The sequence below is a fragment of the Edwardsiella sp. A.80236 genome, assembly GCF_044540725.1.
GTDB classification, from domain to species: domain Bacteria; phylum Pseudomonadota; class Gammaproteobacteria; order Enterobacterales; family Enterobacteriaceae; genus Edwardsiella; species Edwardsiella tarda.
Genome location: NZ_JBIUCY010000001.1, coordinates 384,199 through 409,826, shown reverse-complemented (window position 1 = coordinate 409,826; position 25,628 = coordinate 384,199). Strand labels below are relative to the sequence as shown.

Here is a 25,628-nt window from a genome sequence, read left to right as displayed (position 1 = left end):
CCGATTACGGTTAATGTCACTGTGTCACTCCCAACGTGATGGTGACGCCCTGCTCACGCAGGGTGTCACCCAATAAGTGTCCCTGGCTCAACAGCCAGGCGGCCGGCGCCGAGACGCTACCGACGCCTAGCGTACGGCGGACGAATGCCGAGGCGGGAAAACGATGCTCATGCGCGCGCAGCGCCTCGACCGTAAACGGGGTAAAGGGCACCCGCCAATGGGCCGCCAGTTGACATAGCCCCGCCTCATCTCGCTTCTGCATCACGCTGCCGATCGCCGTCAGCGCCAACGGATCGATACCCTGCGCCGCCAGTTGGCGCGCCAGCAAGCTCGCCAGCAAGGCAAAGGGCGTGTTGCGTCGACAACCGATGCCCGCCACCACCCGCTGGGGCACCAGCTTCCAGTGCGGCAGCGCCACAGGCGGCAGCGTGTCTCGCCACGTGACGCAAACCAGGCCATCCAAGGGTGGAAGCCGCTGTAGATCGTCCACGCGGATAAACCCGCGCAGATCACACTGGCTGAGGGCCTCCGCCCAGACGCTATCCGCCCATAGCCCCACCCGCTGTTGACTCACCAGCATCTGGTTGACCCGCTTGACCGCCGCGCGAAAGTCGTGCATCCGGGCATGCAACTGGATGGCCAGCGAATCCAACGCCGCCAGCTCGTTGACATCCGTGGCGGTGGTGATCACCGCGTCGGCGCCCAGTCGTCCCGCCAGATAGCGCGTCAGCGCGTTCGCGCCGCCGGCATGGCCGGAGAGTAGGCTGATGACATGTTGGCCACGCTCGTCGATCACCACCACCGCCGGATCGCATAGCTTGTCTTGCAGGCAGGGGGCCAACACGCGCACGGCGATGCCGGTCGCGCCGATGAAAATCAGCGCCGAGTAGTGGGCGAAGGCCGTACGCACCGCCTGGGCAAAGCCGCCCTCGCACGGCAGAAATCCCGGCGCCAACAGCGCGTCACTGGTAAAGCAGCTGATCGGTAGCTGCGCCGCCAGCCGTTTCGCCAACGCTACGCCGCCGGGGGTGAGACAAAACAAGGCGATGGATTCAGGCTTGACGGTATTCATGGCTAAAGTCCGCCGCATAGAGTCGGGAGTAGTGATACTCATCGCCCAGGAAGTCCCCGACCAGGATCAACGCCGTCTTGCGGATGCCGGCGGCCTGCACCTGCTGCGCGATGTCCGCCAGGGTGCCGCGCACGGTCCGGCTCTCCGGCCAGGTGGCCTTATAGATCACCGCCGCCGGTGTCTGGGGAGCATAGCCGCCGGCGATCAGCCGCTCGACGACCCGCTGAATACGCTGAACCGAGAGATAGATCGCCATCGAGCTTCGATGGCTGGCCAGCGCCTCCAGTTGCTCCCCCTCCGGTACCGGGGTACGCCCGGCGAGGCGGGTGATGATCAGGCTCTGGGAGAGCTGCGGCACGGTGTACTCCACGCCAAGCTCGGCCGCCGCGCCGAGGAAGGCGCTGACGCCCGGCACCACCCGCCAGGCGATGCCGCGTTTCGTCAGTTCCTCGCCCTGCTCGCGAACCGAGCCATAGAGCGAGACGTCGCCGGTCTGCAGACGCACCACGGTCTTGCCCGCCTTCACCCCGGCCTCCATCAGGTCGAGGATCTGCGTCAGATGCAGCGTCGCGCTGTCGTGACACTCGGTCTCGGGCGAACAGTAATCCAGCAACGCCGGGTTAATCAGCGAACCGGCGTAGATGACCAACTGTGCCTGCTGCAACAAGCGGTAACCCTTGAGGGTGATCAGCTCTCGGTCGCCCGGTCCGGCGCCGACAAACCACACACACTGGGGATCGAAACGTTCAGACATGCTGCTGCTCCTTCTGGCAGGCGAGGACAAAGACGGGATTATTCGGTTTGAAGTAGTGGCCGCTCCCGAGCGCGCTCAGGGTGGCGATCTGCAGGTGTAGGCAATCGAGCGCCGCGACGTCGCAACGCCGCAGGTGGGTCAACGCCTCGTGCAGGTTCTCCTGCAGGATAAAGGTCATCACCAGCCGACCGCCGGGGCGAAGCTGTGCCAGGGACCAGTCGATCAGCGCCGTCAATCGGCCACCGCTACCACCGATGAACAGGGCGTCGGCCGGCGCGACCCCGGCCAACGGCGCCGTTCCTGCCAGGATCGTCATGTTATGGCAGGCGAACTGCTGCCGATTGTCGGCCAGCAGGCGCAGCGCCGCCGGCGCCTTCTCGATCGCCGTCACCCGCAGGGACGGGCACTGTAGCGCCGCCTCGATCGAGACGCTCCCGCTGCCGGCTCCGACATCGATCAGGTGATGGGCGTGGTGCAGCTCCAGCTTCGCCAGCACCACGGCACGCACCGCCTCCTTGGTCATCGGCACCGTCTCGCCGCGTAAGAAACACTCATCTTTCATCGAGGATCACCACCGTATTCATGTCATACTCGCCATCGACCTCACTGGCGCGCAGCCAGTGAATGCGCTCGTTCTCCATCGCTAGATTCTCCCCCACCACCATCCAGCGCTGCCCCTGGCCACGCGCCACCAGCTGCGCGGCGATCTCACGCGGGCCGCAGCGCGCATCCGTGACCAGCGCCACCTTGCTATGGCGCGCCAACGCATCAAAGTCGAGCGCCCGCCCGTGGCTACTGGTGAGCCACATCTCGTTCATCGCGATCCCCGCCTGTGCGCACAAGTATTGCGGCGCGCTGATACCGGGGATGATGCACACCCGCTCACGGCCGAAATGCGCCAAGAGTCGCGTGCCGATGCCGTAAAACAGCGGGTCCCCCGAGGCCAGGATCACCACCCGCCGCCCCTGTTGTGCCTCTAGCCAGCACAGGAGCTCGGCAATATTGGCCCCCAGGACGAAGGTCTCTCCGGCAAAGTCGGGAAACTGTTGCAGATGACGCCGCCCCCCCACCAGGATCTCGGCGCACGCGATCGCCGCACGCGCCGCGGGCGTCATCAGCTCTCCCCCGGCCGGTCCCATTCCCACCACCGTTAACATTGCAGCGCCTCGGCGATCGCGGCCAGTGGGCGATTGCTACCCAACACCTGGTTATCGAAGGAGAACAGGATGGCATCACAGATCAAGGGCTGGCGGGTAAAACGCAGCCGCTCGTGGACACGCTGGCAGATACGCGCGGCCAGGTGATCATAAATCGCCTGAAAACCGTAGGCCGCGATCGGCTCCAGCGCGGCCTCGGTGGTGTCGCACTCACTGACCGCTTTCAGCAGCGCCGACGGGGCGCCGAGCAGCGCCAGATGCGCGACCAGCGTCTCCATGCGGGCATCGGCGATATGACTGTGGGTGTGAAAGATGCCGGCGGCGACCTTGATCAGCTTGCCGGGATGGCCGACCAACACGATCTGCTGAAAGCCCAAGCGGACCGCCTCTTCGATCATATAACCGACGAAGTTACTCATGGTGACCACCGCCTCGGCATCGATGCCCAGATGGGCGCAGGCGAAACGCTCGCCGTGATTACCCGGCACCAACACCACGCGCGTCAGCCCGGCGGCCCGCTTCATCTCTAACTCCAACGCCAGGGAGCGTTTCCAGCTCTCCTCCGACATCGGCGTCACGATACCCGTGGTGCCGATGATCGAGATCCCCCCCACGATGCCGAGACGGGCGTTATAGGTCTGCTGCGCGCGGACCGCCCCCTCGGGGGCGAAGATTTCGACCTCGGCGCCGCGCGCCGGCCCGATCGCCTCGCGTACCGCCGCCTCAATGGTCTGGCGCGGCGTTCGATTGATCGCCGCGCTGCCGATCGGCAGGCCGATGCCTTTCCGCGTCACGGTCCCCACCCCCTCGCCGCCGCGCAGGCGGATCTCGCCGCTGTCGTCGAGCGTCACCCGCGCGAAGATCAGCATGCCGTGCGTCGCGTCGATATCGTCGCCGCCATCTTTACGAATCGCGGCGAGGGCCTGTTGCCCCGCGATATGCGGTGACTCGACATTCAGGCATAGGGTGACGCCGCTCGGCGTCACGATGGAGACCTGGTGGATCAGATGCTGGCGCAGCACCATCAGCGCGGCGACCTTGGCCGCCGCCGTCGCGCAGGAGCCGGTGGTATACCCCTTACGCAAGGCCTTGCCGTGGTGCCATACCGGGGCGCTAAATGTGGGATCGCTCATCCGGCCTCCCGCAGGTGGTAAAGTATTGCGTTGACGATCGCCGCCGCCACATTGCTGCCCCCTTTACGCCCAAGCGCGGCGATGGCGGGCAAGGCGCTATGCGTCAGCGCCGTCTTCGACTCCGCCGCCCCGACGAAACCCACCGGGACCCCGATCACACCGCCGACCGTAGCGCCGTGCTCTAACAGACGGAACAGCGCCGTCGGCGCGTTACCGAAGACGAACAGCGACGCCTCGCCTTCCGCCTCCGTCAGTGCGACATCCACCGCCGCCATGGAGCGCGTGATCCCCTGCGCCTGTGCCTGCGCCATCACCCGCGCATCACGGATATAGCAACGGCACTCGCCGCCGAAGTGGGCCAGCAGGGTCTTGTTGATGCCAGAGAGCGCCATGGTGGTGTCGGTATAGAGGATCGACGGCCGGCTCAACACCGCGGTGAGACGCGCCAGCGCATCCGGAGAAAACCAGAGAATATCCAGCCAATCGAAGTCGGCGGTCGTGTGGATCACCCGCTTGATAATCGCCTCATGCAGCGGGCTGGCGAAGCGATAACTCGGCCGCGTCTCCCGGATGATCTCGTCGATAATGGCGAAGCTCTTGCTTTCGATCGCCTGGGGTTGTTGGATGTAGTGCATGTTCTGCTCCTCAGGCCGCGCCGACGACCAGCCAGCGCGCGGCGATAAACAGCAGCAACGCCAGGGTCGAGGCGACCCACATCAGTCGAATCGTACGGGAGATATCGGCAACGGCGATCGGGCGCAGCGCGTCGCCGATCCAGGGCTTCTCGACCCGCTCACCAAAGTAATCGTTGGGGCCACCGAGACGGATGCCCAATGCACCGGCCACGGTCGCCTCCGCCCAGGCGCAGTTGGGGCTGCTATGCTGATAGCGATCGCGCCAGCCGATGCGTAGCGCACCGATGAAATCGTCGCGGCATATGCCCGCCGCGAAACTCAGCAACAACCAGCTTAACCGTGCCGGGATGGCGTTCGCCACATCATCCAGGCGGGCGCTGACCATGCCGATCGCCCGGTATTTTTCCTGCTTGTAACCCACCATCGAGTCGAGGGTATTGACCGCCTTGTAGGCCATCGCCAACGGAGCGCCACCCAGCAATAGGAAGAACAACGGCGCGATGACGCCATCCACCGTGTTCTCTGCGACGGTCTCGACCACCGCGCGATTGATCTGCTCGGGTTGCAGCTGGCGGGTGTCACGCCCCACGATCCAGGCCAGCTTCTCACGACTCTCCTGAAGCCGCCCCGCCTGTAACGGCCGTGCCACCGCACGCGCCGCCTCCGCCAGACAACGCCCCGCCAGCACGGTAAAGATCATCCACACCTCGACGATCCAGCCCAACCAAGGATGGATGGCCCGCGCCAGGGCTAATCCTCCCCAGGCCACGCCCCAGGTCACGCCGACCACCAACAGCCACATCACCCCACCGCCGATACGTAGCGCCCGCTCACTGTGGCAATAGCGCCGTACCTGGCGTTGCACCAGGTTGATCCCACCGCCGATCCAGCGTACCGGATGCGGCCAGTGCGCGGGATCGCCGATCAGGCTGTCGATGAGCCAGGCGACACACCAGGCTAACAACGTCATTGCGCCCTCCTGGCCGCCGCCAGCCAATGCGTAAGCATCAGCGGCCGCTGGGCGAAGTGGAGGTGCAGATAGCTGGCAAAGGCGCTGCCCACCTGCCAGCCCCCCGACCAGGTCTGGCGCGTTTGGCCATCGCACACCTTGCGGCACGCCAGCAGCGCCGGGGTCTGCGGAGTAAAATCGGAATAGTGAAACTCGTGGCCGCGCAGCACCTCGCCGGGCGCCGCCAGCAGCGTCGCCTGGCACGCCTGCGCCTCACAATAGCCAAAGCGGGTGAGCCGTGTTCCCATCTTGCTATGACCGGGAATAATATTGGCCATGCGGTGCGTCTCGCCCTGCGCGTCCTCTAAGGTGCCGCCGAGATACATCAACCCGCCGCACTCGGCATAGATCGCCACGCCACGCCGGTGCGCCTGGCGCAGGCTATTCAGCATGGTCTGGTTCGCCGCCAGCGCCCGGGCATACAGCTCCGGGTAGCCGCCCCCCAACCAGACCATCTGGCAGTCGGGCAGCTGGGCATCATGCAGTGGGCTAAAGCGCACGATCTCGACGCCGCAGCGTTCGAGCAGCAGGATATTGTCCGGATAATAGAAGTTGAACGCCTCGTCATCGGCCAGGGCCAGCCTCAGCCCGCGTCCGGCATCGGCGGCGGGCAGCGCCGGCCAGGCCCCCTGGGGCAACGCGGATAACGGACTCAGCGCCAGCAGCCGATCGATATCGAGCGTCTGTTCGAGCGTGGCGGCGAAGTCACGCCAGGGTTGCGCCGTCACGAACGATTCGCGCGCGGTCACCAGTCCCAGGTGACGCTCCGGCAGGGAGATGCCCTCGACGCTGGGCACATGGCCGAGGACCGGGAGGGCGCAATACTGTTCGATCGCCGTCTTGAGCAACGCAAAATGCGCCGCGCTGTTGACCCGATTGACGATCACCCCGGCGATATTCAGGCTCGGGTCAAAGTGCTGAAACCCCATGACCGTCGCGGCGATGGAGGTGGACACCGCCTTGCCATCCACCAGCAGGATCACCGGGCAGCCGAGCTGCTTGGCCATCGCCGCCGTACTGCAATAGGCGGGATCGGTGCCATAGCCATCATACAGCCCCATCACGCCCTCGATGACGGCGACGTCGGCCTGCTGCATCTGCTCGTTGAATAACGCATTCAGCGTCGGGGTCGGCAGCATAAAGCTGTCGAGATTGCGGGAGGTGACACCACAGACCGCCGTGTGCCAGCCAGTATCGAGATAGTCGGGCCCCACCTTATAGGGCTGCACGCGTAATCCACGCTGCTGCAATACCCTCAGCAGGCCCAGCGTCACCGTGGTCTTACCACAGCCACTGCCGGTGCCAGCCAACACAAACGCATACGGCTTCGCCGTCATGACCCTGATCCTATTCAGGGTGGTAGGGATGTATCGACGCACGCCAGCGCTCTGGCGACGGTGTGCATCTGAGCAACCCACTTCCCACCGAAGTTGTTGATCGTCACCGACAGGCTGGTCTTCTGGCTTAGCGTCCTCCTCGCCCGTCCTTCCCAATCTTGCGATCAGTGGTATCTACGGGGTCGTCAGCATCACAGCAGCGGGGGCTGCGGGGGATTCACACCCCCTTCCCTGCCATACACGATGGCAAAACCTGTCGGTCTCTCTTTCATAGAAAGCCGAGCAACTCAGTGAGTTGACGGCATATCGCTACGCGGCCTGAAGCCGCACATCATTATCGAAGCGTGTTCGTCATCATCCAGTCATGGCTAGGCGCGGCGACGGGTGTCGATTCCCGCGCAGCCAACCTAAGCAAAATAATTACCAGCATACTGTATCTCATCACACAAATAAAAACTGGCAAAATTTAGCATGGCCATGGCCATTTTCATGGTTATGACACGATAAATGATAATCAGTATTTGTTATTTTTATTTTATAAATCAATTGCATTAACCAAGCCAGCTCGACCGATGAAATAACGCCGTTATTTATCCGACTTACTCACCATCGGGCAACCCCATCGCTGTCGACAGGGTGACGGATCAAGCCATCGCCTAGTGATAATCATTCGTTATAGACGACACAGATCCACATGGTGGCGGGCTACATACGCTCCCTGACGTCACAGACGCCCCTCCCTACACCGATAGCTCCGCCGGTAAGCGGCACGTTCCCCTGGATAGATAGCGCCGTTGGCACACCGATCGCTTGGAGGCAAAGAGGGAAAAACCCACTCACGCGCTCTCCCCCATACCAGAGCATAACCCGCTAAAAAATATGGTAATCCGTCGATCGCCATGACACTATGCGGCGGAGTTGTAGCGAGATAGGATCATACGGTGGCGGTTGCGCAGTGCCCCGCATCATGCGGAGAGCTCATTCAGGGCTGGATTTTAGGCAGTGAGAAGTTAGTCTCCTGTCCCGTCGCCTGGTACAGCACGGTCGAGGTCTGCGACGGCGCGCCGCTGGCGCAGGAGCGCCCACTCTCCCGGCGGATGGTCGAACGCCTGCTGCAACACTGGGGCTACCCGGCGCAGATGAGCCAAGCGCTACGCATCGAGATCCACTCGACCATCCCCTTGGCCAAGGGGATGGCCAGCAGTACGGCGGATATCGCCGCCACCGCCGTGGCGGCCGCGCAACATCTCGGACGGCGGCTAGACGAAGCGACGCTGGCGGCGCTGTGTGTCTCGCTGGAGCCGACCGACAGCACCCTGTTTCGTCAGCTGACCCTGTTCGATCATAACGATGCCTCCACCCAGATCGCCTGCGGCAGCGCGCCCGCAGTGGATGTGTTGCTGCTCGAAAGCCCGCTGACCTTACGCACGGCGGACTACCATCGCCGCGCGCGCCAAAAGGCGTTACTGGCGGAGGCGGCAGCGCTGCAACGCGCCTGGCAGCGGCTGCAAGAGGCCTGCCAGCACCACGATCCTTACCGCCTGGGAGAGGCGACCACCCTCAGCGCCATCGCCAGCCAGCGGCTGTTGCCAAAGGCGGGGTTTCCCGCGCTGCTGGCCATGGTGGAGAAGTACGGCCTGTATGGCGTCAACGTGGCGCACAGTGGCAGCGTCGTAGGCGTGTTGCTGGATCGCCGCCGGCATGATGTCGAGGCGCTGAAGCACCACCTCGCCCGACACGGGTTGACACGTCACTGGCCTGCGCAGCACCTGCTCAAACTGGTCAGCGGCGGCGTCAGGCTACGCTGAGACGCAGCCGACGGATCGTCGGCGCGCCATCAGGCGCCAAGACGGGGTGAGCCGGGCCATTCACCCGCGCGGCGATCCCCGCTTCGCGCCTTCCCGCCCCCTCTCCTGTACCCCGCCTCGTGGCGGCAAAACCATCATCAGAATATATTACCGAGCCATTACAAATATAATCATGAGATTATTTAAAACCCGCCCGCGCATTAACCCTCAGCGCACTTACCATGATGGAGAAACGACGAGGTCGTGCGTTTAAACAGAAATATCCTCTTTTATCGGCGACAACAGCATTATTTTTATCTCAGTAACCTACCTACCACTATTTCGCCCTATGACACTCCCCTCGCCGCCTTAAGACAATAAAAAATAAGCGACTTATTAACCTATGACGGATATATATTAGTAGCAATTTACATGAGAGCAATTTATATATCAGAGCCTGAATGGCGTTAATAAAATAATTAATAAAACCTGTCGACCGACTCCTTTGATACTCACTTTCTCACCAAATGAATCATGCGTGAGTCGCCTTAACATATTATAAGCCTATCCCATTAGGCTCGAAGCCATATAATCAAACAATGTGTATAGATTATCAACTATCATCAAGTCATGGCACCAACCACCTAGCCCGATAAACGTCCAAACGGCTATCACGCTACCGATCATGACGAATCATGGCGTTTGTGCCTAATCAATCGCCAGCACACCGCCCATCGTTACGGCCTCGCCACGTGCGTTGACATACACGACGCGTCCCCCGGTTATATCGTCCCCCCTGGCGATAACCACCTGGCGCACGATTGCCTAAAAAGAACATGTCAACTTTTATCACAATAGTGATTATTAACACTCGCAACACTCTATTGCTATGCTTAACCAATTAAAACTGCCGTTTTTTTCTGCCATGTTATCTGCTGTAGTGATTCTTTTTCTATGGATCGACATACATGTGCTGGCTAATGGTATCAGTGAACTCTCACTCACCGAAATCAGCCAGGAGATGATTTTATGCTTTATCGCCAGTATGCATCTTTTCTGCGCACAAAAATATCGTACGATGCGCTATTGTAACGCGCTGATTGGTCTTGCCTTTCTGGCTATGTTTATTCGGGAATTAGATGCACTGTTGGATCTCGTCTGCGACGGACTCTGGCAATGGTTAGTCGCTCTCTGCGTCCTCCTGGCGTTATCTTTACTGGTGAAAAATTATCGCACAGTGTCATTCCAAATTAACCGCTATGCCCAACAATCCTATTATGGCTTTATGGTAAGTGGCGTGCTAACCATCTTGCTCTTCTCACGTCTATTAGGGATGGGGAGTCTATGGCATGATATTCTATTAAATGGTTATATTCGCATCGTAAAAAATGCCGTAGAAGAGGGCGTGGAATCTTTTGGTTATATGCTATGCCTGCTAGCGACAATAATGAATCACCAGCAACTACGACGAACCCATCAATAAATATGCGGCCTCCACAGGCGATAAATGCGTGACGTTGGCCGTGTGCTGGCTGCACCCCACTCAGGGGCGACGCGGAAAGCGTGTTCATCCGGTAGTGCAAGAAGACGCTACAGCCAACGCACTCCCTGCACGAAGAACGCTGTATTTTCCTTCGGTTATTTACACAGCTCGGGCCAGGGGAAATAGCCATGCCATATCGGCTAGTGAGCGGCGGTATCAATATATTGATATATATTGATATATATTGATCAGGATTATATCAAATAAGCCTCCGGAATAGGGCGTGAACGCTAGCGCGATATCGCCCAGGGGGCGCGATCAATCGTCCCCTTATATCGCCATCCGCCACGACGGGCGCTTAGTCTGTTTCGCGGGTATCACGCCGTCCTCGCCTTGATGCACCTCCCCTCGTGCCGACGATCGCCATCTCCCCCACCCGCTCACTCGCTCTTAATATTTCATTTTGTTTCCAAATGTTGATGCCGCTCAATTTATTATCGATATATAAATGATTATATAGCGCGCTATCGCAATAGCTTTCTAGGTAAGCCACCATGCCGATCTCACGCCGAGTATTACTACAGGCGCTCGCTACCGCCCCGCTATTTCCCACGGCGTTTTGCCGAGCAGAGACCAGTGCGCCGCCATTTCAGGTCGGCCACCTCCCCGCGCCACAACGGATCCGGCGGATTGTCAGCGCCGGCCCCCCTGCGGATCTGCTGTTAATGGCGTTAGTCCCGGAGAAAATGGTGGGGTTCTCCTCCTTGGATCTAGGGCAGGAGGCAGCGAGCTTCCTGCCCGAAGCTCTTCGCAAGATGCCTAAATATGGCCGTCTGGCCGGGCGCGCCAGCTCGCTCTCGCTGGAACGCCTGGTGGCCCTGCGCCCCGATCTGATTGTCGATACCGGCAATATGGATGCCTCCTGGATCTCTGCCGCCCGCCGCATTAGCACCCAGACCCAGATCCCTTGGCTGCTGTTCGATGGCCGATTGATACAGAGCCCTCACCAATTGCTAAACGCCGGCGCCCTGCTTGGCGCCGCGCCGCGCGCCCAACGCCAGGCGGCACTCGCACAACGTTTTATCGACCAGGCCCAAGCCTTTGCCGACACGCCGGCGGCGGCGATCCGTTTCTATGCGGCCCGAGGCCCACGCGGGCTGGAGACCGGACTCAAGGGGTCGATCCATACCGAGGCGGCGGAACTCCTCGGCCTGCGTAACGTGGTCGAGATACCTGATCGCCATGGGCTGACCACCGTTTCGCTGGAAAACCTGCTGGCTTGGCAGCCAGATATCGTGCTGGTCCAAGACGCCGTCACCTACCAGACGCTGTTGAGCGATCCCGCCTGGCAAGGCGTCGAGGCTGTCGCCCAGCGGCGCATCCTGTTCTTAAGCGGGTTACCCTTCGGTTGGCTTGATGCCCCACCCGGCCTCAACCGCCTACTCGGCCTGCGGCGTCTACACGCCTGGCTCGATCCGGCGGTACGTTCCGCCTTCCGCCAAGATATGCACGACTATAGCGAACTGTTTTGGCACACCACGCTGAGCGCGGCACAGTATCAGCAGTTAACCCGCACGGCGCCGCTATGAGGCGAGGTCGTTATACGCTGTTGTTGCTTGGCCTGGCGCTGCTGTGCATCGGTATCGCCCTGTTCTCCGGCGCCTACCGCCTCAGCATGGGGCAGATCCTGCATCTGCTGTTGCAACAGGGAGACCCCTCGCCGACGCTCAGCGCCGAGATCGTCCTATGGCGGATCCGCCTGCCTCGCATCGCGGCGGCGTTGCTCATCGGTGCCGCCCTCGCCGGGGCGGGCTGCGTCTATCAGGGTATGTTCCGCAATCCGCTGGTCTCGCCGGATATTCTCGGTGTGGCCGCCGGAGCGGGCCTAGGCGCCTGTGCGGCCATCTTGCTGGGTATGCCGATGATCCTGATCCAACTGTGCTCTTTTGCTGGCGGCCTGGCCGTGATCAGCACCGTCCTGATCATCGCCCGCTATGCCCAGCGCCTGGACCCGGTGTTGACCCTGGTGTTGATCGGCATCGCCCTGGGTACCCTGTGCGGGGCGGGGATCTCGCTGATTAAAACCCTCGCCGATCCCTATACTCAGCTCCCCTCGATCACCTTCTGGTTGCTGGGCAGCCTGGCGACGATTAGCGCGACCGATCTGGCGTTGATGGCCCCGTTGATCCTGCTGGGCTGCGTCCCGATGCTGCTGTTGCGCTGGCGCATCAACCTGCTCACCCTCTCGGACGATGAGGCTAACTCGCTGGGCGTCAACGTTAAACGCCTGCGCCTGATCCTCATCGTCAGCGCCACCCTGGTGACCGCCGCCGCCGTCTCCGTGGCCGGGATCATTGGCTGGATCGGTCTAGTGATCCCCCACATCGGGCGCCTGTTGGTAGGGGACAACCACCAGAGCCTACTGCCGCTGAGTATCGCCCTTGGCGCCCTGCTGTTGCTGACCACCGATACACTCGCCCGTACCCTGAGTAGCAGCGAGATCCCGCTGGGGATCCTGACGGCCTTTATCGGTGCGCCGTTCTTCCTTGCCCTGCTCCTGCGCGGGAGGCGACCATGACCCTGCTCGCCCTGGAACAAGCCACGCTTGGCTACCACCGATGCCCGCTGCTACGCGAGGTCTCCTTTTCCCTACCGGCGGGTTCGCTCTGCTGTTTGCTGGGGGCTAACGGTAGCGGGAAGACCACCCTGATGCGCAGCCTCCTCGGGATATTGCCACTACTGAAGGGGCGCGTCCGACTGGACGGCATCCCGTTGCAACGCCTCTCCCACCGTGAGCGCGCCCGGCTGATCGCCTGGGTCCCCCAGGCGCACGAGGGGGCCTTCGCCTTTCGCGTGCTCGACATGGTGATGATGGGGATCACCCCGCATCTGCCCCCCTTCGCCGTGCCCGGCCCGCGCGAACGCGCACAGGCGCTGGCCCAGCTCGACGCCATGGGGATCGTCCACCTCGCCGAACGCAGCTGGCGCGAACTCAGCGGTGGAGAGCGCCAACTGGTGCTCATCGCGCGCGCGCTGGCCCAACGCCCACGCCTGCTACTGATGGATGAGCCGGCCTCTAGCCTCGACTTCGGCCATCAGATCAACCTACTGGATACGCTCAGCCGCTTACGGCGCGACGGCATGACGCTGTTGATGGCGACCCATCATCCCTTACATGCGCGCGCCCTGGCCGACAGCGTGGTGCGTATCGAGCCGGATGGCCGGGTCACCCAGGGCGATCCGGCCAGCCAGTTGAGCAGTGAGCGGCTCGCCGCGCTATACCGGGTGAGCGTCGAACAAATTCATCATCATCTGGGCTATCCGCGGGAGTCATCGACATAATGCTTATCAATGAAATTGATTTTTCAGAACTTTATCGCCAACAGATGGCGCTGGCGCGGCACAGTGAAAAAACGGTCGCCCAGTGGGACCAGCGGGCCGCGCGGCTGAGCGATCTCCCCACCCATGAGACGGATGATTACCTGTGCCAACTGATCGCCCATATCGATCTGCACGCGGCCTCTACCCTGTTCGATATGGGGTGCGGGCCCGGCAGCCTTGCCCTCGCCTTGGCGCCACGCCTCACGCGGGTGTATGGCGTCGATTACAGCCACGGGATGCTGGAGGTCGCCGCCCGACGGGCCCAACAAGCCGCGATCCGTAACAGCGTCTGGCTGCAGCGCGCCTGGGAGGATGACTGGTCCGATCTTCCCCGCTGCGATATCGCCGTCGCCTCGCGCTCTACCCTCCCCGCCGACCTCAGCCCGGCATTACTCAAGCTCGATCGCCAGGCCAAGCTACGTGTCTATACCACCCATCTGGTCACGCCCAGCTTCATCGCTCCCCAGATCCAGCGAGCCATTGGCCGAGAGGTCACCGAGCTGCCCACCTATATCTACGCCCTGAACCTCCTGTACCAACAGGGGATCCGGGCGCAGGTGGCGTTTATTCGCGGCCCGCGGCGCGCCGCCCCCGCCAGCCTCGACCAGCTCAGACAAAGCGTGACCTGGTCGCTCGGCGCACTCACCCCGCAGGAGGAGGTGCGCCTGGCCGAGTGGTACCGCCAGCAGCCGCACACTCCCGCGCTCGATGCGTGCTGTGGGCCGCGCGACTGGGCACTGCTCTCCTGGGAGGTCGACCACGACTAAGAGCCCAGCGGTGCGCCGGGCGCGGTTACCTCTCGACTTACCCACGTTCTAACTCAGCGGAATGAGATCATGAAATTACAAAAAAAATACCTCTGCGCAGCGTTAACGTTGCCCCTTGTCCACCCCGCACTCGCTCAGGCGCCGGACGATTCGCTGACCGTCTGGGCCAGCCCATTGGCCGCCTCCCCCAGCATCGTGAACCATGACACCATCCAGACCCTAGATAAGCAGGATGTGGCCAAGGCCTTGGCGCTGATCCCCGGCGTCGTGCTGCAAAAATCGGGGAATCGCAACGAACTGTCGGTCAATGTGCGCGGCTTTAACAGCCGCCAGGTACCGCTCTTCTTCGATGGCGTGCCGATCTATGTCCCCTACGATGGCAACCTCGATCTGGGGCGTTTTCTCACCAGTAACATCAGCGCACTGGAGGTCTCCAAAGGGTATAGCTCACTCCTACAAGGCCCTAATCAAATGGGGGGCGCCATCAACATCACCAGCCGTAAACCGGAGAAGCCGTTACAGGCCGATGTCGGCTACCGCCAAGGCTGGAGCCGAGGCGCGGACAATGCCTATGATGCCCACGCCTCCCTGGCGGCCAAGAACGACCTCGGCTATTTCCAGATCACCGGCAGCCAGCTCAAACAGCGCTTTTTGGGGTTACCGCACGGCTACGACAACACGACGGCTGGCGGCAACGGCCGCATGATCAACTCCGCCGCCGATGACCGCCAAGCCATCCTCAAGCTCGGCTTCACCCCGCGTGGCACCGACAACTACACCCTGACCTATATTCACCAAGAGGGGGAAAAGAACAACCCGCCCTATAGCGGATCCGGCTCACAAAAGTCGCGTTATTGGCAGTGGCCGCAATATGACAAAGAGAGCTATTACTACCAGGGCACGACCCAGTTAGCCGAGGGGTACACCCTAAAAAGCCGGCTCTACCGCGATAACTTTAAAAACACCCTGATGATGTATAACAGCCTGAAGGATCTCCAACAGCGCAGCGGCAACTATAGCCATTACGACGATTACAGCAATGGCGCCGGGCTTCAACTCGCCATCGATCTGCGCCAAAGCGATCTGCTCTCTTTTGCCCTCAACTGGAAGCAGGATGTCCATCGCGAAAAGGGCGCACCCGATGCCCCCTATGATCGGTACAAGGATCGGACCTGGTCGCTGGCAACCGAGTACCAGTGGAGCCTGCTGGAGGATCTGGACGTGGTGGCCGGCGCCAGCTATGACTGGCGCGATAGCCTACAAGGTATGAAGTATGAGAAAAAAGGCGACATTACCTATTACGATGCCAACCACCAACGCGCCTTTAACTGGGAGATCATGGGGAAATACACCCTCGATAACGCGGACACGCTGAGCCTGAGCTACGCGGATCGCTCACGCTTCCCGACCCTGAAGGAGCGCTACACCACCTCCAAGCCGTCGCGTAACCAGATAGCCCTGGTGAATCCCGGCCTGAAACCCGAGCGGGCGCGCAGCATCGACCTCACCTATAACGGCCGTCTCAGCCGTGACTGGCGCTACGAGGCCAGCGCCTACTACAACCGTGTCTCCGATGCCATCCTGTCCCATAACCTCAGCGCCGATCTCATCCAGAACCGCAACAGCGGGCGCGTCGACTACCTCGGCGTAGATCTCAGCCTGCAGGGCCAGATCAGCGAGATGAGCGATATCGGCCTCAAATATAGCCTGATCCATGCCTCCCCCCGCGATCTGTCGAACGACAAAATCACACAGCTGCCCACGCAGACCCTGGTCGGCTGGATCAGCGTCAAGCCACTGCCCGAGCTGACCCTGACCCTCTCCGAAGAGGCACGCTCCGCCAGCTACAGCGACAGCAGCGGCCAACAGAAAGCGCCCGGTTTTGCCCTCACCCACCTACGCGCCGAGTTTGAACTGGGCCATGGCTTCAGCGTGAATGCCTCGGTAAACAACCTGTTCGACACCCAGTACTACTATAGCGAGGGATTTATCGAGGAGGGGCGTAACTACTGGACGGGTATCGCCTATACCTTTTAATTACGTCATAACCCCCTGCTCGGGGGCGAGCACCACCTCGAGTGGGGGAAAAGCATAGCGAGGGGAGATGGTGCCAAGAGCCGATATCAGATACCTACACACGACTGAATAAGCCAATAGCAAGTTCCAGAAGATAGTATCTATAAATCTCCCTAAAAAATTGCCACCTGCATAGCAGGTGGCTTCGTTAAAATGACATTTAACAAAAATCTTAAATAAAAATCATTCTTCTTCTGATATCGCCCCCTTCTTCCCCTTTCGGAAATTATCATCATTTCTCACATACTCTAATGAATCAGTAACTATCCCTGAAATACGTAGGATATCCTCTGGTGAGGATATATGAATTTTACCATTATCATACTCTAATCGAGCCCTAGATATTTCATTTATTTGTACATCAGACAACTCTATTGGAAATACAACATATGATGACTTCTTATCATAGAATCTAAGTATCCATCGATTTGTCTTCCCACTATAAAGAACACTAAAATATGACTCTGTATCTTTATGCTTTATCTCTATATCATCTCCGACGATTTGCTTTATTTTATTAAACATTTCGACTTCATTTTTTGTTGTAATTACATTAGGATTATTTGGATCTACGCTATCAATCTCATCATCAACCTCAGAGTTACTCTTGATGCTGTCATTATTAGCTTTATCAGAGTGATCTTTATCTAGAATTGAAAGTCCGGAGACAACCATAGCACTAACTGCTTTTTCAACAGCCAATCTTACTAATGGTGTAATCGAATCGAGAAAGCGTTGATTTAACTGACGCTCTACATTTGACCTGCTTGCTATATAACGAACGAACTCACTATCAACATCACGCAAACTGGAGCTAATAGTTTTTGTAAACGCTGATAGATACACACTTTCCTCAGCCAAAGTTCTTAATGCTTCAGGCTTAAACTTATCATATCTAAATCGAAATAATTGCTCTGCATCAGAGTCAGTCAATGTATCCATTCTTATTTTTAGGAATGGAGTAGGATCCATGATATTTTTTTGTTTTAAATCGGTAAAAAATCGCCATTCAATACCATTAGTAATAGCAGATATAGTAACCTCAGGTGTCGAGTTAAAATATCGAGATAATTGAGGGCAGTGATTATCGATATCTTCTGTGTACGATTTGGCTTCGATAAACATTACTGGAACATCATGGCAGAAAAGCGCATAATCTACACGTTCATTAGCCTTAACCCCAGGAAAGTCAGCAGAATACTCCGCTTTCACTTTGCGCGGGTCAGCTGCACTAAATCCAAGGATATCTAAGAATGGCACAATTAAAGCCTGTTTAGTCGTTTCCTCTGTTGTGCAGAAAACCCCCATGGATTTGACATGATCAACATGTAATTTTAGCCGTGATTTAAAATTCTCCATTATCCACTCCTTAAGCCATATCCACTTCTCATAAAAAACATAGCATTATCATCAAATTAAACACTATTCTTTTCGAGAAATGAGATCCATGTTGCATAAACAGAAACCAGTAACAGATGTTTGCGATTTTTAGCTAAGAAGTTTGAAGAAAACCTCCCCAAGACAATAGTCAATTAATGAAATGGTCGCCCCTACATTTTTTGCCACTGTGGGACGATAAATCGTTACTAATTGAGCAAAGTGTCCATTCCATTAATAAAACCAAAAAAAGACAATTGATGAATGATGAAATTGAGTCTCTATCGAAAAGTCATAAGCCCTCACACTCCATATCACAGCTAACAATTATAGAGTGGGCACCCCATAACGCATTTTGCTCCCCCTGACAACCACCGCCGCAGGCGGATAAGCAGGGGTGCCGAGGCACCCCACAGTCCAGGATAGCGCACCTAGCTTAAGGAGAAGAAGATACCGGTGATGACCGCGCTCATCAGGTTGGAGCAGATGGCGGCCAGCACGGTTCGTAGACCGTAACGGGCGATAAAGGCGGAGCAGGAGGGGCAAAGCGTGCTGAGGCCGCCGATCAAGAGCCCCATGGAGGCCAGCCGCACTCACCACACTGCTCTCCTTGAGATAGGGGGCGAGATCGCTAAGCGAGGGGTTTATCGAGGAGGGGCGTAACTACTGGACGGGCATCGCCTATACCTTTTAATTACGTCATAACCCCCTGCTCGGGGGTGATCACCACCTCGAGTGGGAGAAAAGCATAGCGGGAGGGGGTAGCGTGGGCGGAGCTCCCAACTTTATGCCGCCCGGCAATGGCCATCCGTTCGCTGACGGAAATTTCGGCGGTTGCGGCGTAGCCCCCTAAAAGTGCGGCCCCCGGCAACAAAACGCTGCCGGACGGCCGCTCACGCATCAGCGTCCTTTCGCCAGGTACTGCGCCATCTCGCGCTCAGGCACCATGCCGCCGCCGGTCGCCCACACCAGATGGGTCGCCTGCGCCAGTTGCTGCTCGCCGAAGTGGTGCATCCGCGGATACTCCGCCGAGGCGCAGACATGGACAGGTCCCGCCATACCGGCCAGCGCCGAGGGCTCCAGACGAATGCCCTCCTCCTGCGCCAGCCAGCCCAGCATGTTATACAGGCTCTGATCATCGAGCGTATAGCAGCCGTCCAGCAGGCGCTCCATGGCCCGACCCACAAAGCCAGAGGCGCGGCCAACGGCCAGTCCATCCGCCGCCGTCAGGTTATCGATCCCCAGATCCTGTACGGCGATGGCGTCATGCAGGCCGGTATACACCCCCAGCAACATGCAGGGAGAGTGGGTCGGCTCGGCAAAGAAGCAATGTACGTTGTCACCGAAGGCCAGCTTCAGGCCAAACGCGACCCCACCGGGACCGCCGCCGACGCCGCACGGCAGGTAGACGAACAGCGGATGATCGGCATCGACCGTACGCCCCTGCGCGGCAAACTGTGCCTTCAGCCGCTCGCCGGCCACCGCGTAGCCCAAAAACAGGGTGCGGGAGTTCTCATCGTCGATAAAGAAGCAGTTGGGATCGGACTCCGCCGCCTTACGCCCCTGCTCTACCGCCACCCCGTAGTCCTCTTCATACTCCACCACCGTCACGCCGTGGCTGCGCAGCTTGGCCTTCTTCCACTCACGGGCATCGGCCGACATATGAACGGTCACCTTAAAACCCAGGCTGGCGCTCATAATGCCGATAGACATGCCCAGATTGCCGGTGGAGCCAACGGCGATGCTGTACTGGCTGAAAAAGTGTTTAAACGCTGGGGTGAGCAGGATGCTGTAGTCCTGATCCGTCGTCAGCAGACCGGCCTCCAGCGCCAACTTTTCTGCGTGCGCCAGCACCTCGTAGATGCCGCCGCGAGCCTTAATGGAGCCAGAGATCGGCAGATGGCTGTCTTTTTTCAGCAGCAGCTGACCGCCGATCGGCTGGCCGTACTCCTGTGCCAGGCGCCGCTGCATGGCTGGGATCGCCGCCAACTCGGACTCAATGATACCGTTGGTCGCCGCCGTCTCCGGAAACGCCTTGGCCAGATAAGGGGCAAAGCGGGCCAGGCGATCGTGGGCATCCTGCACGTCCTGCGCCGTCAGGCCAACATAGGGGAGCCCTTCCGCCAGCGTCGTCGTCGCCGGGTTAAACCAGACGGTTTCCCGTAAATTCACCAGATCGGCCACCAGCGGATACTGGGCAATAAGTGAGGTCATATTAATATTCGTCATCATACGTCTCGTGATACTTAGATAATGAAAGAGAGCAAGAAGGTGCTTGCCAGGGCAATAATCGACGCAATAAAGGTTGCGGTCGTATAGTATTTAAAGGTTTCGTTCAGCGTTGCTCCGCAATACTGCTTCACCAGCCAGAACAGCGAGTCCGTGACGATCGTGCAGCCAATCGCGCCGGAGCCGATGGCGATCGCGATGATTTCAGGACTGACGTTGGGATACAGCGGCAGCATCGGCGCCACGATCGCCGTGGCCCCCATCATCGCCACCGTCGCCGACCCCACCGCCGCATGCAGGATCAGCGCCACCAGCCAGGCCAGCAAAATCGGGTGCATATGCAGGTTAGAAAGGATCAGAGCCAGGCTGTCCGCCAAGCCACTGCTTTTTAAAATGGCGTTAAACGCACCGCCTGCGCCAATAATCAGCAGGATATTGGCAATAGCGCCGAAGCCATTTTCGGTTTGACTCAGCAGCGTCCCCATCCCCATATGCTGACGCAGCCCCAGAATGTAATAGGCGACAAAGACGGCGATAAACATGGCGGTTATCGGATTACCGATAAACTCCAACAGCGTATACAGCGATCCCGTCTTCGCCATATTCAGCTCGGCCAAGGTTTTTACCAGCATCAGCGCAATCGGCAGTAATACGGTAAACAGCGTGGCGCCCAGCGAGGGTAGCGTCTTTTCATCGCGCACCTGCAGATCGGCAAACTCTGCCGGGATCGCCTTAAACGGCAGGCGGTTGCCGACCAGCTTCAGGAACAGCGGCCCGCCAACCAACGAGGCGATTAAGCCGACCAGCAGGCCATAGACGATCACCGTGCCGATATCCGCGCCCAGCTTATTCACCACAAACAGCGCCGCCGGATGCGGCGGTACCACACAGTGCACGGCCATCAGCGCGGTACACAGCGGGATCGCCAGCTTCAGCAGTGAGGTGTTAGTCTTCTTAGCAATGGAGAATGCCAGTGGGATCAGCAGCACCACGCCCACTTCTACAAACAGCGTAATGCCGCAGATCAGCCCTACCAGCACCATAATGACATCGGTAGAGAGCCAGCGGCAGCGCTGCAGGGTGATGCCGATACGCTCTGCCGCCCCGGAGATCTCCATCATCTTGCCCAGGATGGTGCCCAGGCCGATCACCGCCGCCAGAAACCCCAGCGTGCTGCCAATACCGCTCTCAATGGCGTTAACCATATCCAGCGGCCCCATTCCCATCATGGTGCCGACAAAGAAACTGGCCAGCAGCAAGGCCAGAAACGGGTGCAGTTTACATTTTATGATAGTCAGTACGATTAACACGATGCTGATCAGCAGCGTGCCCACAACCCAAATTTGCGAGTGCATATCTCACCTTTCCCTGTAATTAACCCGGTACTATTGAACAAAGAAACCGCATCGGCTGACAAACGATATAATTGGCGGCTCACATGAGGAAAATAGATGCAATGGCGTGACCAGCATCAAATAAAACGCCAGGAATGGAAAGTAAGTCAGAAATGCTCATCGATATGATGAAATATGCAGCAAATTTATTTACACTCCTTCCCTTTGCTCCCTGCCTGATTGACACCATGGAATCGCTACGAGAAGTCAGAAACCGCCCCCTTAACGGCTGGCAGCTTGCCAAGCTTCATACCTTTGAGGTCGCCGCCCGCCACCAGTCCTTCGCCCTGGCCGCGGCCGAGCTCTCCCTGAGTCCCAGCGCCATCAGCCATCAGATCACCCAGTTGGAGGCCGACCTGGCTATTCTGCTGTTCGTGCGTTCGCACCGAAAGGTCGAGCTGACGCCGGAGGGCAAGCGGGTATACTGGGCACTGAAGTCATCGCTGGATGTCCTGAACCAGGAGATCCTGGACATCAAAAACCAGCGTCTTTCCGGCACCCTGACGGTCTACTCCCGCCCCTCCATCGCGCAATGCTGGCTGGTGCCCGCCCTGGGCGACTTTGCCCGGCGCTACCCCTCGATTTCGCTAACGATCCTGACCGGCAATGACAACGTCAACCTGCAGTGGTCGGGGGTTGATGTGGCCATCTATTTTGACGACGCCCCCTCGGCACAGCTGAGCCATCATCTCCTGATGGATGAGGCCATCCTCCCCGTTTGTAGCGCCGACTACGCCCGGCAGTTCAACCTGCTGAACGCGCCGCACCATCTGCAGCACTGTACGCTGCTGCACGATAGACAGGCCTGGAGCAATGATTCCGGCACCGATGAGTGGTTCGGCTGGGCGCAGCATTTTGCCGTTCCCCTGCCGCCCGCCGCCGGCATTGGATTTGACCGTTCCGATCTGGCGGTCATCGCCGCGATGAACCATATTGGGGTGGCTATGGGACGTAAGCGACTGGTGCAAAAGCGGCTCGACAGCGGCGAGCTGATCGCCCCCTTCGGCCAAATGGCGCTGCAGTGCCATCAGCACTACTATGCCACCACCCTACCGGGCCGCCAGTGGCCCAAAATCGACGCCTTTATCGGCTGGCTACAGCAACAGGCACAGCGCTGAGCTCCGCTGCCATGAGACCGTCGCCACGATTCGCATTGGTGCCAGCGCCACTGTCCCGGTGGTTAAACGCGTCTTCCGACCGCCCCTGCGAGTCGCATAGGGCTTTATTAATGTTATTGTTACCCTGATGGCGATCCCGCTGCGCAGTCTGGATTACACCCATGTCGGCAAGCGGGCTACGTCGGTTAATGTCAGTTTTAAAACGCCCATCCGAGGTGAGGTAGCGCAGCGGGTGATTGATGCCAGCGGGCTGACGGTCTTTGGCGGAAGTGAGTGGAGCATCAAAAAATAGGGCAAAGAACACCGCCATGTCTGGCAAAAACAGCATCTGGCTATTGATGCGAGCACGCATCAAGTTATTTGCGCAGACCTGTCGCTGAACAAAATCAAAATAACGAAGGCAGGGATGCCAGAAAGCGTGCGTATTGCCCGATAGCGGTAATCGGCGATGGAGGGACCTATCCCTAATCTGATTTATTCAACAAGGCTGACCTCGACCCCATGCAGGGGCGCGGCGCTCCATGCTACCGCGGCTCTGGCCACCGCCGCCGCTGGTGGATAAACAGGGGCGACGAGGCGCCCCAAAGTCCAGGATGGCGCGCCTAGCTTAAGGAGAAGAAGATGCCGGCGATGACGGCGCTCATCAGGTTGGAGCAGGTGGCGGCCAGCACGGTTCGTAGACCGTAACGGGCGATAAAGGCGGAGCGGGAGGGGCAAAGCGTGCCGAGGCCGCCGATCAGGATCCCCATGGAGGCCAGGTTGGCAAAGCCGCATAGGGCAAAACTGATGATCACCTTGGATTTCTCCTCCAGCACCTGCAGGCCGGCCGCGCTCACCACACTGCTCTCCTTAAGATAGGGGGCGAGATCGCTGTAGGCTACAAACTCGTTCACCACCAGCTTCTTGCCGATCATGGCCCCGGCGATACCGATGTCCGCCAAGGGTACGCCGAGCAGGAACGCGAGCGGCGAGAAGATCCAGCCGAGGATCAGCTCAAGCGAGAGCGGCATACCCATCATCTCTCCCGCCCCCGCCAGCAACGTGTTGACCAGCGTCACCAAGCCGATCATCGCGATCAGCATGGCGCCGATGGCGGCCGCCAGCTTGAGGCCGCTACTGGCCCCCTCGCCCGCCGCTGCCAGCAGGTTCTCAGGCTTATGTCCATCAAACTGAATGCTGTTGTCGAAGACATAGTTCGGCTGCGTGGTCTCGGGAACGATCAGCTTGGCAAACAGCAGCCCGCCCGGCGCCGCCATAAAGGAGGCGGCCAGCAGATATTGCATGTTCACGCCCATCATGGCGTAACCCGCCAGCACGGTACCCGAGACCGAGGCCATGCCGCCGCACATCACCGCGAAAAACTCAGAGTCGCTCATTTTGGGCATATAGGGCTTGACCACCAACGGCGCCTCGCTCTGACCGACGAAGACATTGGCCACCGCCGACATGGATTCGGTCTGGGAGGTGCCGAGCAGGCGAGCCATGGCACCGCCGATGAAACGGATCACCATTTGCATGACGCCCAGGTAGTAGAGCACGGCAATCAGTGCCGAGAAGAAGACCACCAGCGGCAACACATTCAGGGCAAAGACAAAGCCGATGCCCTCTACCGAGAAGTTGACCAGGTTGCCAAACAGGAAGTGAATACCCGACTTGCCGCTTGATAACACCACCTCGACGCCATGCGCCATCCCCTCCAGCGCCCGCCGCCCCAGCGGCACGTACAGCACTAGGGCACCGATGGCGACCTGCAAGAGCAGGGCCAGTCCCACCGTACGCAGGCGAATGGCCCGGCGGTTGGTCGATGCGAGCACGGCGATGAGGATTAACGCCGCAATACCGAGAAATCCTGCTGCAAACATAACTGGCCTCCTTGTCTTGCTCTACCTACTGGAAGTGGTGGCGGATAAACGCATCGATGAGGCGAATAAAATCCGTTTCCGCCAGTTTGGCGCACCTGAGGGTCTGCTCATGGGAAAGCTGCACGTCGCCGAGCCCCTCCGCCATGTTGGTGATGGCGCAGATGGCCAATACCGCTAAACCGCAATGGGCAGCGCTCACCACCTCGGGTACCACCGACATGCCGACCACGTCACCGCCCATGCGCTGCATCATGCGGATCTCGGCGGCGGTCTCGAAGCAGGGGCCACTGTAGGAGACGAACACGCCCTGGTTGACGGCAATCCCCTCTCGTTCGGCCAGGGCCAAGGCCTCGTCGCGTAAGGTCTTATCATAGGCGTTAGCCAGGCTGAAAAAGCGCGGACCGTAGGCCTCGTCGTTAGCGCCAGTCATCGGAGTGCCCGGCATGGTATTGATATGATCATTAAAAATGACCAGCGAACCGACGCCGATACGCTCCGGCCGCAAAGAGCCGGCGGCATTGGTCACTAGCAGTAACTCGCAGCCGAGGCGTTTAAAGGTGCGCACCGGGGTGGTCATCACCTTCATGGTTTCGTGTTCGTAGTAATGGCCGCGCCCCTTCATGCAGATCACCTCCACCCCGTGCAGCTTACCTAGGACCAGTTCGCCGCTATGTCCAACGACGGTACTGACCGGGAAGCCATCCAACGCCTCATAGGGGATGACGACCTTCTCCTCTAGCGCATCGGCTAACACGCCGAGGCCGGAACCAAGGATCATGGCCGCGCGGGGGGCAAAGCCGGGTTTGTGTGCGAGAATGGTGGCGACGGCGTTGAGAACCGGATCGTGTGACATACGCTATACCTCTTGAGGGTGTAAATGAGACGTTGAGCTCACTCTAGGAGAGGTACTGGCAGATAAAAATCGCTAAAATCGGTCTAACTATCCCGATTTTCGGCACAATAAAGCCACGGAGAGCGGCCGAAAATGGGATTGACACGCTAAGGTCAGGTTGATGGGTGCCGTTTGGCGGCCATTTATCCCCAGATTGCAGAAAAA

23 protein-coding genes and 1 riboswitch are annotated in these 25,628 nt (G+C 59.1%); of the genes, 8 read left to right on the top strand and 15 right to left on the bottom strand.

What is annotated here, in order from left to right:
- Nucleotides 1-16: 16 nt before the first annotated feature.
- The 8 genes from cbiG to ACEQFP_RS01810 are packed head-to-tail and all read right to left on the bottom strand — an operon-like array spanning nucleotide 17 to nucleotide 7,097.
- Nucleotides 17-1,072, bottom strand: a complete 1,056-nt coding sequence (gene cbiG / locus ACEQFP_RS01845) for a cobalt-precorrin 5A hydrolase (protein ID WP_005286969.1) — start codon at nucleotides 1,070-1,072, stop codon at nucleotides 17-19.
- Nucleotides 1,053-1,826 carry a cobalt-precorrin-4 methyltransferase gene (locus ACEQFP_RS01840; RefSeq protein ID WP_035597688.1) on the bottom strand — a complete coding sequence of 258 codons (774 nt, stop codon included), beginning with the start codon at nucleotides 1,824-1,826 and terminating at the stop codon, nucleotides 1,053-1,055. The genes cbiG and ACEQFP_RS01840 overlap by 20 nt, the downstream gene beginning before the upstream one ends.
- A complete protein-coding gene (locus tag ACEQFP_RS01835) occupies nucleotides 1,819-2,388 on the bottom strand; it encodes a decarboxylating cobalt-precorrin-6B (C(15))-methyltransferase (protein ID WP_098143109.1) in 570 nt (189 codons plus the stop codon). The genes ACEQFP_RS01840 and ACEQFP_RS01835 overlap by 8 nt, the downstream gene beginning before the upstream one ends.
- The gene (locus tag ACEQFP_RS01830; RefSeq protein ID WP_005293967.1) at nucleotides 2,378-2,983 is read right to left on the bottom strand and encodes a cobalt-precorrin-7 (C(5))-methyltransferase; all 606 of its coding nucleotides are present in this window, start codon (nucleotides 2,981-2,983) and stop codon (nucleotides 2,378-2,380) included. Before ACEQFP_RS01830 ends, ACEQFP_RS01835 begins: the two co-directional genes overlap by 11 nt.
- Nucleotides 2,977-4,116: a cobalt-precorrin-5B (C(1))-methyltransferase CbiD gene (gene cbiD / locus ACEQFP_RS01825; protein ID WP_005286987.1), complete on the bottom strand. Its 1,140-nt coding sequence runs from the start codon at nucleotides 4,114-4,116 to the stop codon at nucleotides 2,977-2,979. The genes ACEQFP_RS01830 and cbiD overlap by 7 nt, the downstream gene beginning before the upstream one ends.
- Nucleotides 4,113-4,751 carry a cobalt-precorrin-8 methylmutase gene (locus tag ACEQFP_RS01820; RefSeq protein ID WP_035597680.1) on the bottom strand — a complete coding sequence of 213 codons (639 nt, stop codon included), beginning with the start codon at nucleotides 4,749-4,751 and terminating at the stop codon, nucleotides 4,113-4,115. Before ACEQFP_RS01820 ends, cbiD begins: the two co-directional genes overlap by 4 nt.
- Nucleotides 4,752-4,761: 10 nt before the next feature.
- On the bottom strand, nucleotides 4,762-5,721 hold the full coding sequence (gene cbiB, locus ACEQFP_RS01815) for an adenosylcobinamide-phosphate synthase CbiB (protein ID WP_370547393.1): 960 nt from the start codon (nucleotides 5,719-5,721) through the stop codon (nucleotides 4,762-4,764).
- On the bottom strand, nucleotides 5,718-7,097 hold the full coding sequence (locus ACEQFP_RS01810) for a cobyrinate a,c-diamide synthase (protein WP_005293958.1): 1,380 nt from the start codon (nucleotides 7,095-7,097) through the stop codon (nucleotides 5,718-5,720). Before ACEQFP_RS01810 ends, cbiB begins: the two co-directional genes overlap by 4 nt.
- A 94-nt stretch (nucleotides 7,098-7,191) precedes the next feature.
- Nucleotides 7,192-7,369: riboswitch (cobalamin riboswitch) on the bottom strand.
- A 669-nt stretch (nucleotides 7,370-8,038) separates the two neighbouring features.
- Between ACEQFP_RS01810 and ACEQFP_RS01805 the strand changes: the two genes are divergently transcribed.
- The 7 genes from ACEQFP_RS01805 (at nucleotide 8,039) to ACEQFP_RS01775 (ending at nucleotide 16,552) form a co-directional block, all read left to right on the top strand.
- Entirely contained in the window at nucleotides 8,039-8,905 is an 867-nt protein-coding gene (locus tag ACEQFP_RS01805; RefSeq protein ID WP_370547392.1) for an L-threonine kinase, read from the top strand.
- 868 nt (nucleotides 8,906-9,773) lie between these two features.
- Nucleotides 9,774-10,367, top strand: a complete 594-nt coding sequence (locus tag ACEQFP_RS01800; protein ID WP_370547391.1) for a transporter — start codon at nucleotides 9,774-9,776, stop codon at nucleotides 10,365-10,367.
- 554 nt (nucleotides 10,368-10,921) lie between these two features.
- The gene (locus tag ACEQFP_RS01795; RefSeq protein ID WP_370555233.1) at nucleotides 10,922-11,956 is read left to right on the top strand and encodes an ABC transporter substrate-binding protein; all 1,035 of its coding nucleotides are present in this window, start codon (nucleotides 10,922-10,924) and stop codon (nucleotides 11,954-11,956) included.
- On the top strand, nucleotides 11,953-12,945 hold the full coding sequence (locus ACEQFP_RS01790) for an iron ABC transporter permease (protein WP_005287009.1): 993 nt from the start codon (nucleotides 11,953-11,955) through the stop codon (nucleotides 12,943-12,945). Before ACEQFP_RS01795 ends, ACEQFP_RS01790 begins: the two co-directional genes overlap by 4 nt.
- A complete protein-coding gene (locus ACEQFP_RS01785) occupies nucleotides 12,942-13,709 on the top strand; it encodes an ABC transporter ATP-binding protein (protein ID WP_370547390.1) in 768 nt (255 codons plus the stop codon). The genes ACEQFP_RS01790 and ACEQFP_RS01785 overlap by 4 nt, the downstream gene beginning before the upstream one ends.
- Complete coding sequence (locus ACEQFP_RS01780; protein WP_370547389.1) at nucleotides 13,709-14,515, top strand: class I SAM-dependent methyltransferase; 807 nt, start codon at nucleotides 13,709-13,711, stop codon at nucleotides 14,513-14,515. The genes ACEQFP_RS01785 and ACEQFP_RS01780 overlap by 1 nt, the downstream gene beginning before the upstream one ends.
- 69 nt (nucleotides 14,516-14,584) lie before the next feature.
- Entirely contained in the window at nucleotides 14,585-16,552 is a 1,968-nt protein-coding gene (locus ACEQFP_RS01775) for a TonB-dependent siderophore receptor (RefSeq protein ID WP_109728262.1), read from the top strand.
- 222 nt (nucleotides 16,553-16,774) lie between these two features.
- On the opposite strand, the gene ACEQFP_RS01770 is transcribed toward ACEQFP_RS01775, so the two are convergent.
- From ACEQFP_RS01770 to dsdX, 4 genes are all read right to left on the bottom strand, one after another.
- On the bottom strand, nucleotides 16,775-17,950 hold the full coding sequence (locus ACEQFP_RS01770; protein WP_370547388.1) for a type I restriction endonuclease: 1,176 nt from the start codon (nucleotides 17,948-17,950) through the stop codon (nucleotides 16,775-16,777).
- Between the two features lie 449 nt (nucleotides 17,951-18,399).
- Nucleotides 18,400-18,546, bottom strand: coding sequence for a hypothetical protein (locus tag ACEQFP_RS01765; protein WP_370547387.1), 147 nt, complete (start codon nucleotides 18,544-18,546; stop codon nucleotides 18,400-18,402).
- A gap of 322 nt (nucleotides 18,547-18,868) precedes the next feature.
- Nucleotides 18,869-20,197 carry a D-serine ammonia-lyase gene (gene dsdA, locus ACEQFP_RS01760; protein WP_035597702.1) on the bottom strand — a complete coding sequence of 443 codons (1,329 nt, stop codon included), beginning with the start codon at nucleotides 20,195-20,197 and terminating at the stop codon, nucleotides 18,869-18,871.
- Nucleotides 20,198-20,214: 17 nt separating this feature from the next.
- Nucleotides 20,215-21,552 (bottom strand): D-serine transporter DsdX, encoded by a 1,338-nt coding sequence (gene dsdX / locus ACEQFP_RS01755; RefSeq protein WP_005287028.1) that lies wholly within the window; start codon nucleotides 21,550-21,552, stop codon nucleotides 20,215-20,217.
- Nucleotides 21,553-21,779: 227 nt separating this feature from the next.
- Between dsdX and dsdC the strand changes: the two genes are divergently transcribed.
- Complete coding sequence (gene dsdC / locus ACEQFP_RS01750; RefSeq protein WP_370547386.1) at nucleotides 21,780-22,709, top strand: DNA-binding transcriptional regulator DsdC; 930 nt, start codon at nucleotides 21,780-21,782, stop codon at nucleotides 22,707-22,709.
- Here the strand turns inward: dsdC and ACEQFP_RS01745 are convergent.
- The 3 genes from ACEQFP_RS01745 to xapA all read right to left on the bottom strand — a co-directional run bounded on the left by ACEQFP_RS01745 (nucleotide 22,675) and on the right by xapA (nucleotide 25,424).
- Complete coding sequence (locus tag ACEQFP_RS01745; protein ID WP_373276819.1) at nucleotides 22,675-23,061, bottom strand: hypothetical protein; 387 nt, start codon at nucleotides 23,059-23,061, stop codon at nucleotides 22,675-22,677. The two genes, dsdC and ACEQFP_RS01745, sit on opposite strands and share 35 nt — an antisense overlap.
- Nucleotides 23,062-23,311: 250 nt before the next feature.
- Entirely contained in the window at nucleotides 23,312-24,571 is a 1,260-nt protein-coding gene (locus tag ACEQFP_RS01740; RefSeq protein ID WP_370547384.1) for a NupC/NupG family nucleoside CNT transporter, read from the bottom strand.
- A 25-nt stretch (nucleotides 24,572-24,596) separates the two neighbouring features.
- Nucleotides 24,597-25,424 carry a xanthosine phosphorylase gene (gene xapA, locus ACEQFP_RS01735; RefSeq protein ID WP_005287041.1) on the bottom strand — a complete coding sequence of 276 codons (828 nt, stop codon included), beginning with the start codon at nucleotides 25,422-25,424 and terminating at the stop codon, nucleotides 24,597-24,599.
- Between the last annotated feature and the right edge of the window lie 204 nt (nucleotides 25,425-25,628).

Bases quoted from the DNA above. Each gene is read 5' to 3' on its own strand.
- cbiG (WP_005286969.1), bottom strand. From the start codon at position 1,072: ATGAATACCGTCAAGCCTGAATCCATCGCCTTGTTTTGTCTCACCCCC.
- ACEQFP_RS01840 (WP_035597688.1), bottom strand. From the start codon at position 1,826: ATGTCTGAACGTTTCGATCCCCAGTGTGTGTGGTTTGTCGGCGCCGGA.
- ACEQFP_RS01835 (WP_098143109.1), bottom strand. From the start codon at position 2,388: ATGAAAGATGAGTGTTTCTTACGCGGCGAGACGGTGCCGATGACCAAG.
- ACEQFP_RS01830 (WP_005293967.1), bottom strand. From the start codon at position 2,983: ATGTTAACGGTGGTGGGAATGGGACCGGCCGGGGGAGAGCTGATGACG.
- cbiD (WP_005286987.1), bottom strand. From the start codon at position 4,116: ATGAGCGATCCCACATTTAGCGCCCCGGTATGGCACCACGGCAAGGCC.
- ACEQFP_RS01820 (WP_035597680.1), bottom strand. From the start codon at position 4,751: ATGCACTACATCCAACAACCCCAGGCGATCGAAAGCAAGAGCTTCGCC.
- cbiB (WP_370547393.1), bottom strand. From the start codon at position 5,721: ATGACGTTGTTAGCCTGGTGTGTCGCCTGGCTCATCGACAGCCTGATC.
- ACEQFP_RS01810 (WP_005293958.1), bottom strand. From the start codon at position 7,097: ATGACGGCGAAGCCGTATGCGTTTGTGTTGGCTGGCACCGGCAGTGGC.
- ACEQFP_RS01800 (WP_370547391.1), top strand. From the start codon at position 9,774: ATGCTTAACCAATTAAAACTGCCGTTTTTTTCTGCCATGTTATCTGCT.
- ACEQFP_RS01795 (WP_370555233.1), top strand. From the start codon at position 10,922: ATGCCGATCTCACGCCGAGTATTACTACAGGCGCTCGCTACCGCCCCG.
- ACEQFP_RS01790 (WP_005287009.1), top strand. From the start codon at position 11,953: ATGAGGCGAGGTCGTTATACGCTGTTGTTGCTTGGCCTGGCGCTGCTG.
- ACEQFP_RS01785 (WP_370547390.1), top strand. From the start codon at position 12,942: ATGACCCTGCTCGCCCTGGAACAAGCCACGCTTGGCTACCACCGATGC.
- ACEQFP_RS01780 (WP_370547389.1), top strand. From the start codon at position 13,709: ATGCTTATCAATGAAATTGATTTTTCAGAACTTTATCGCCAACAGATG.
- ACEQFP_RS01775 (WP_109728262.1), top strand. From the start codon at position 14,585: ATGAAATTACAAAAAAAATACCTCTGCGCAGCGTTAACGTTGCCCCTT.
- ACEQFP_RS01770 (WP_370547388.1), bottom strand. From the start codon at position 17,950: ATGGAGAATTTTAAATCACGGCTAAAATTACATGTTGATCATGTCAAA.
- ACEQFP_RS01765 (WP_370547387.1), bottom strand. From the start codon at position 18,546: ATGGGGCTCTTGATCGGCGGCCTCAGCACGCTTTGCCCCTCCTGCTCC.
- dsdA (WP_035597702.1), bottom strand. From the start codon at position 20,197: ATGACGAATATTAATATGACCTCACTTATTGCCCAGTATCCGCTGGTG.
- dsdX (WP_005287028.1), bottom strand. From the start codon at position 21,552: ATGCACTCGCAAATTTGGGTTGTGGGCACGCTGCTGATCAGCATCGTG.
- dsdC (WP_370547386.1), top strand. From the start codon at position 21,780: ATGGAATCGCTACGAGAAGTCAGAAACCGCCCCCTTAACGGCTGGCAG.
- ACEQFP_RS01745 (WP_373276819.1), bottom strand. From the start codon at position 23,061: ATGCGTGCTCGCATCAATAGCCAGATGCTGTTTTTGCCAGACATGGCG.
- ACEQFP_RS01740 (WP_370547384.1), bottom strand. From the start codon at position 24,571: ATGTTTGCAGCAGGATTTCTCGGTATTGCGGCGTTAATCCTCATCGCC.
- xapA (WP_005287041.1), bottom strand. From the start codon at position 25,424: ATGTCACACGATCCGGTTCTCAACGCCGTCGCCACCATTCTCGCACAC.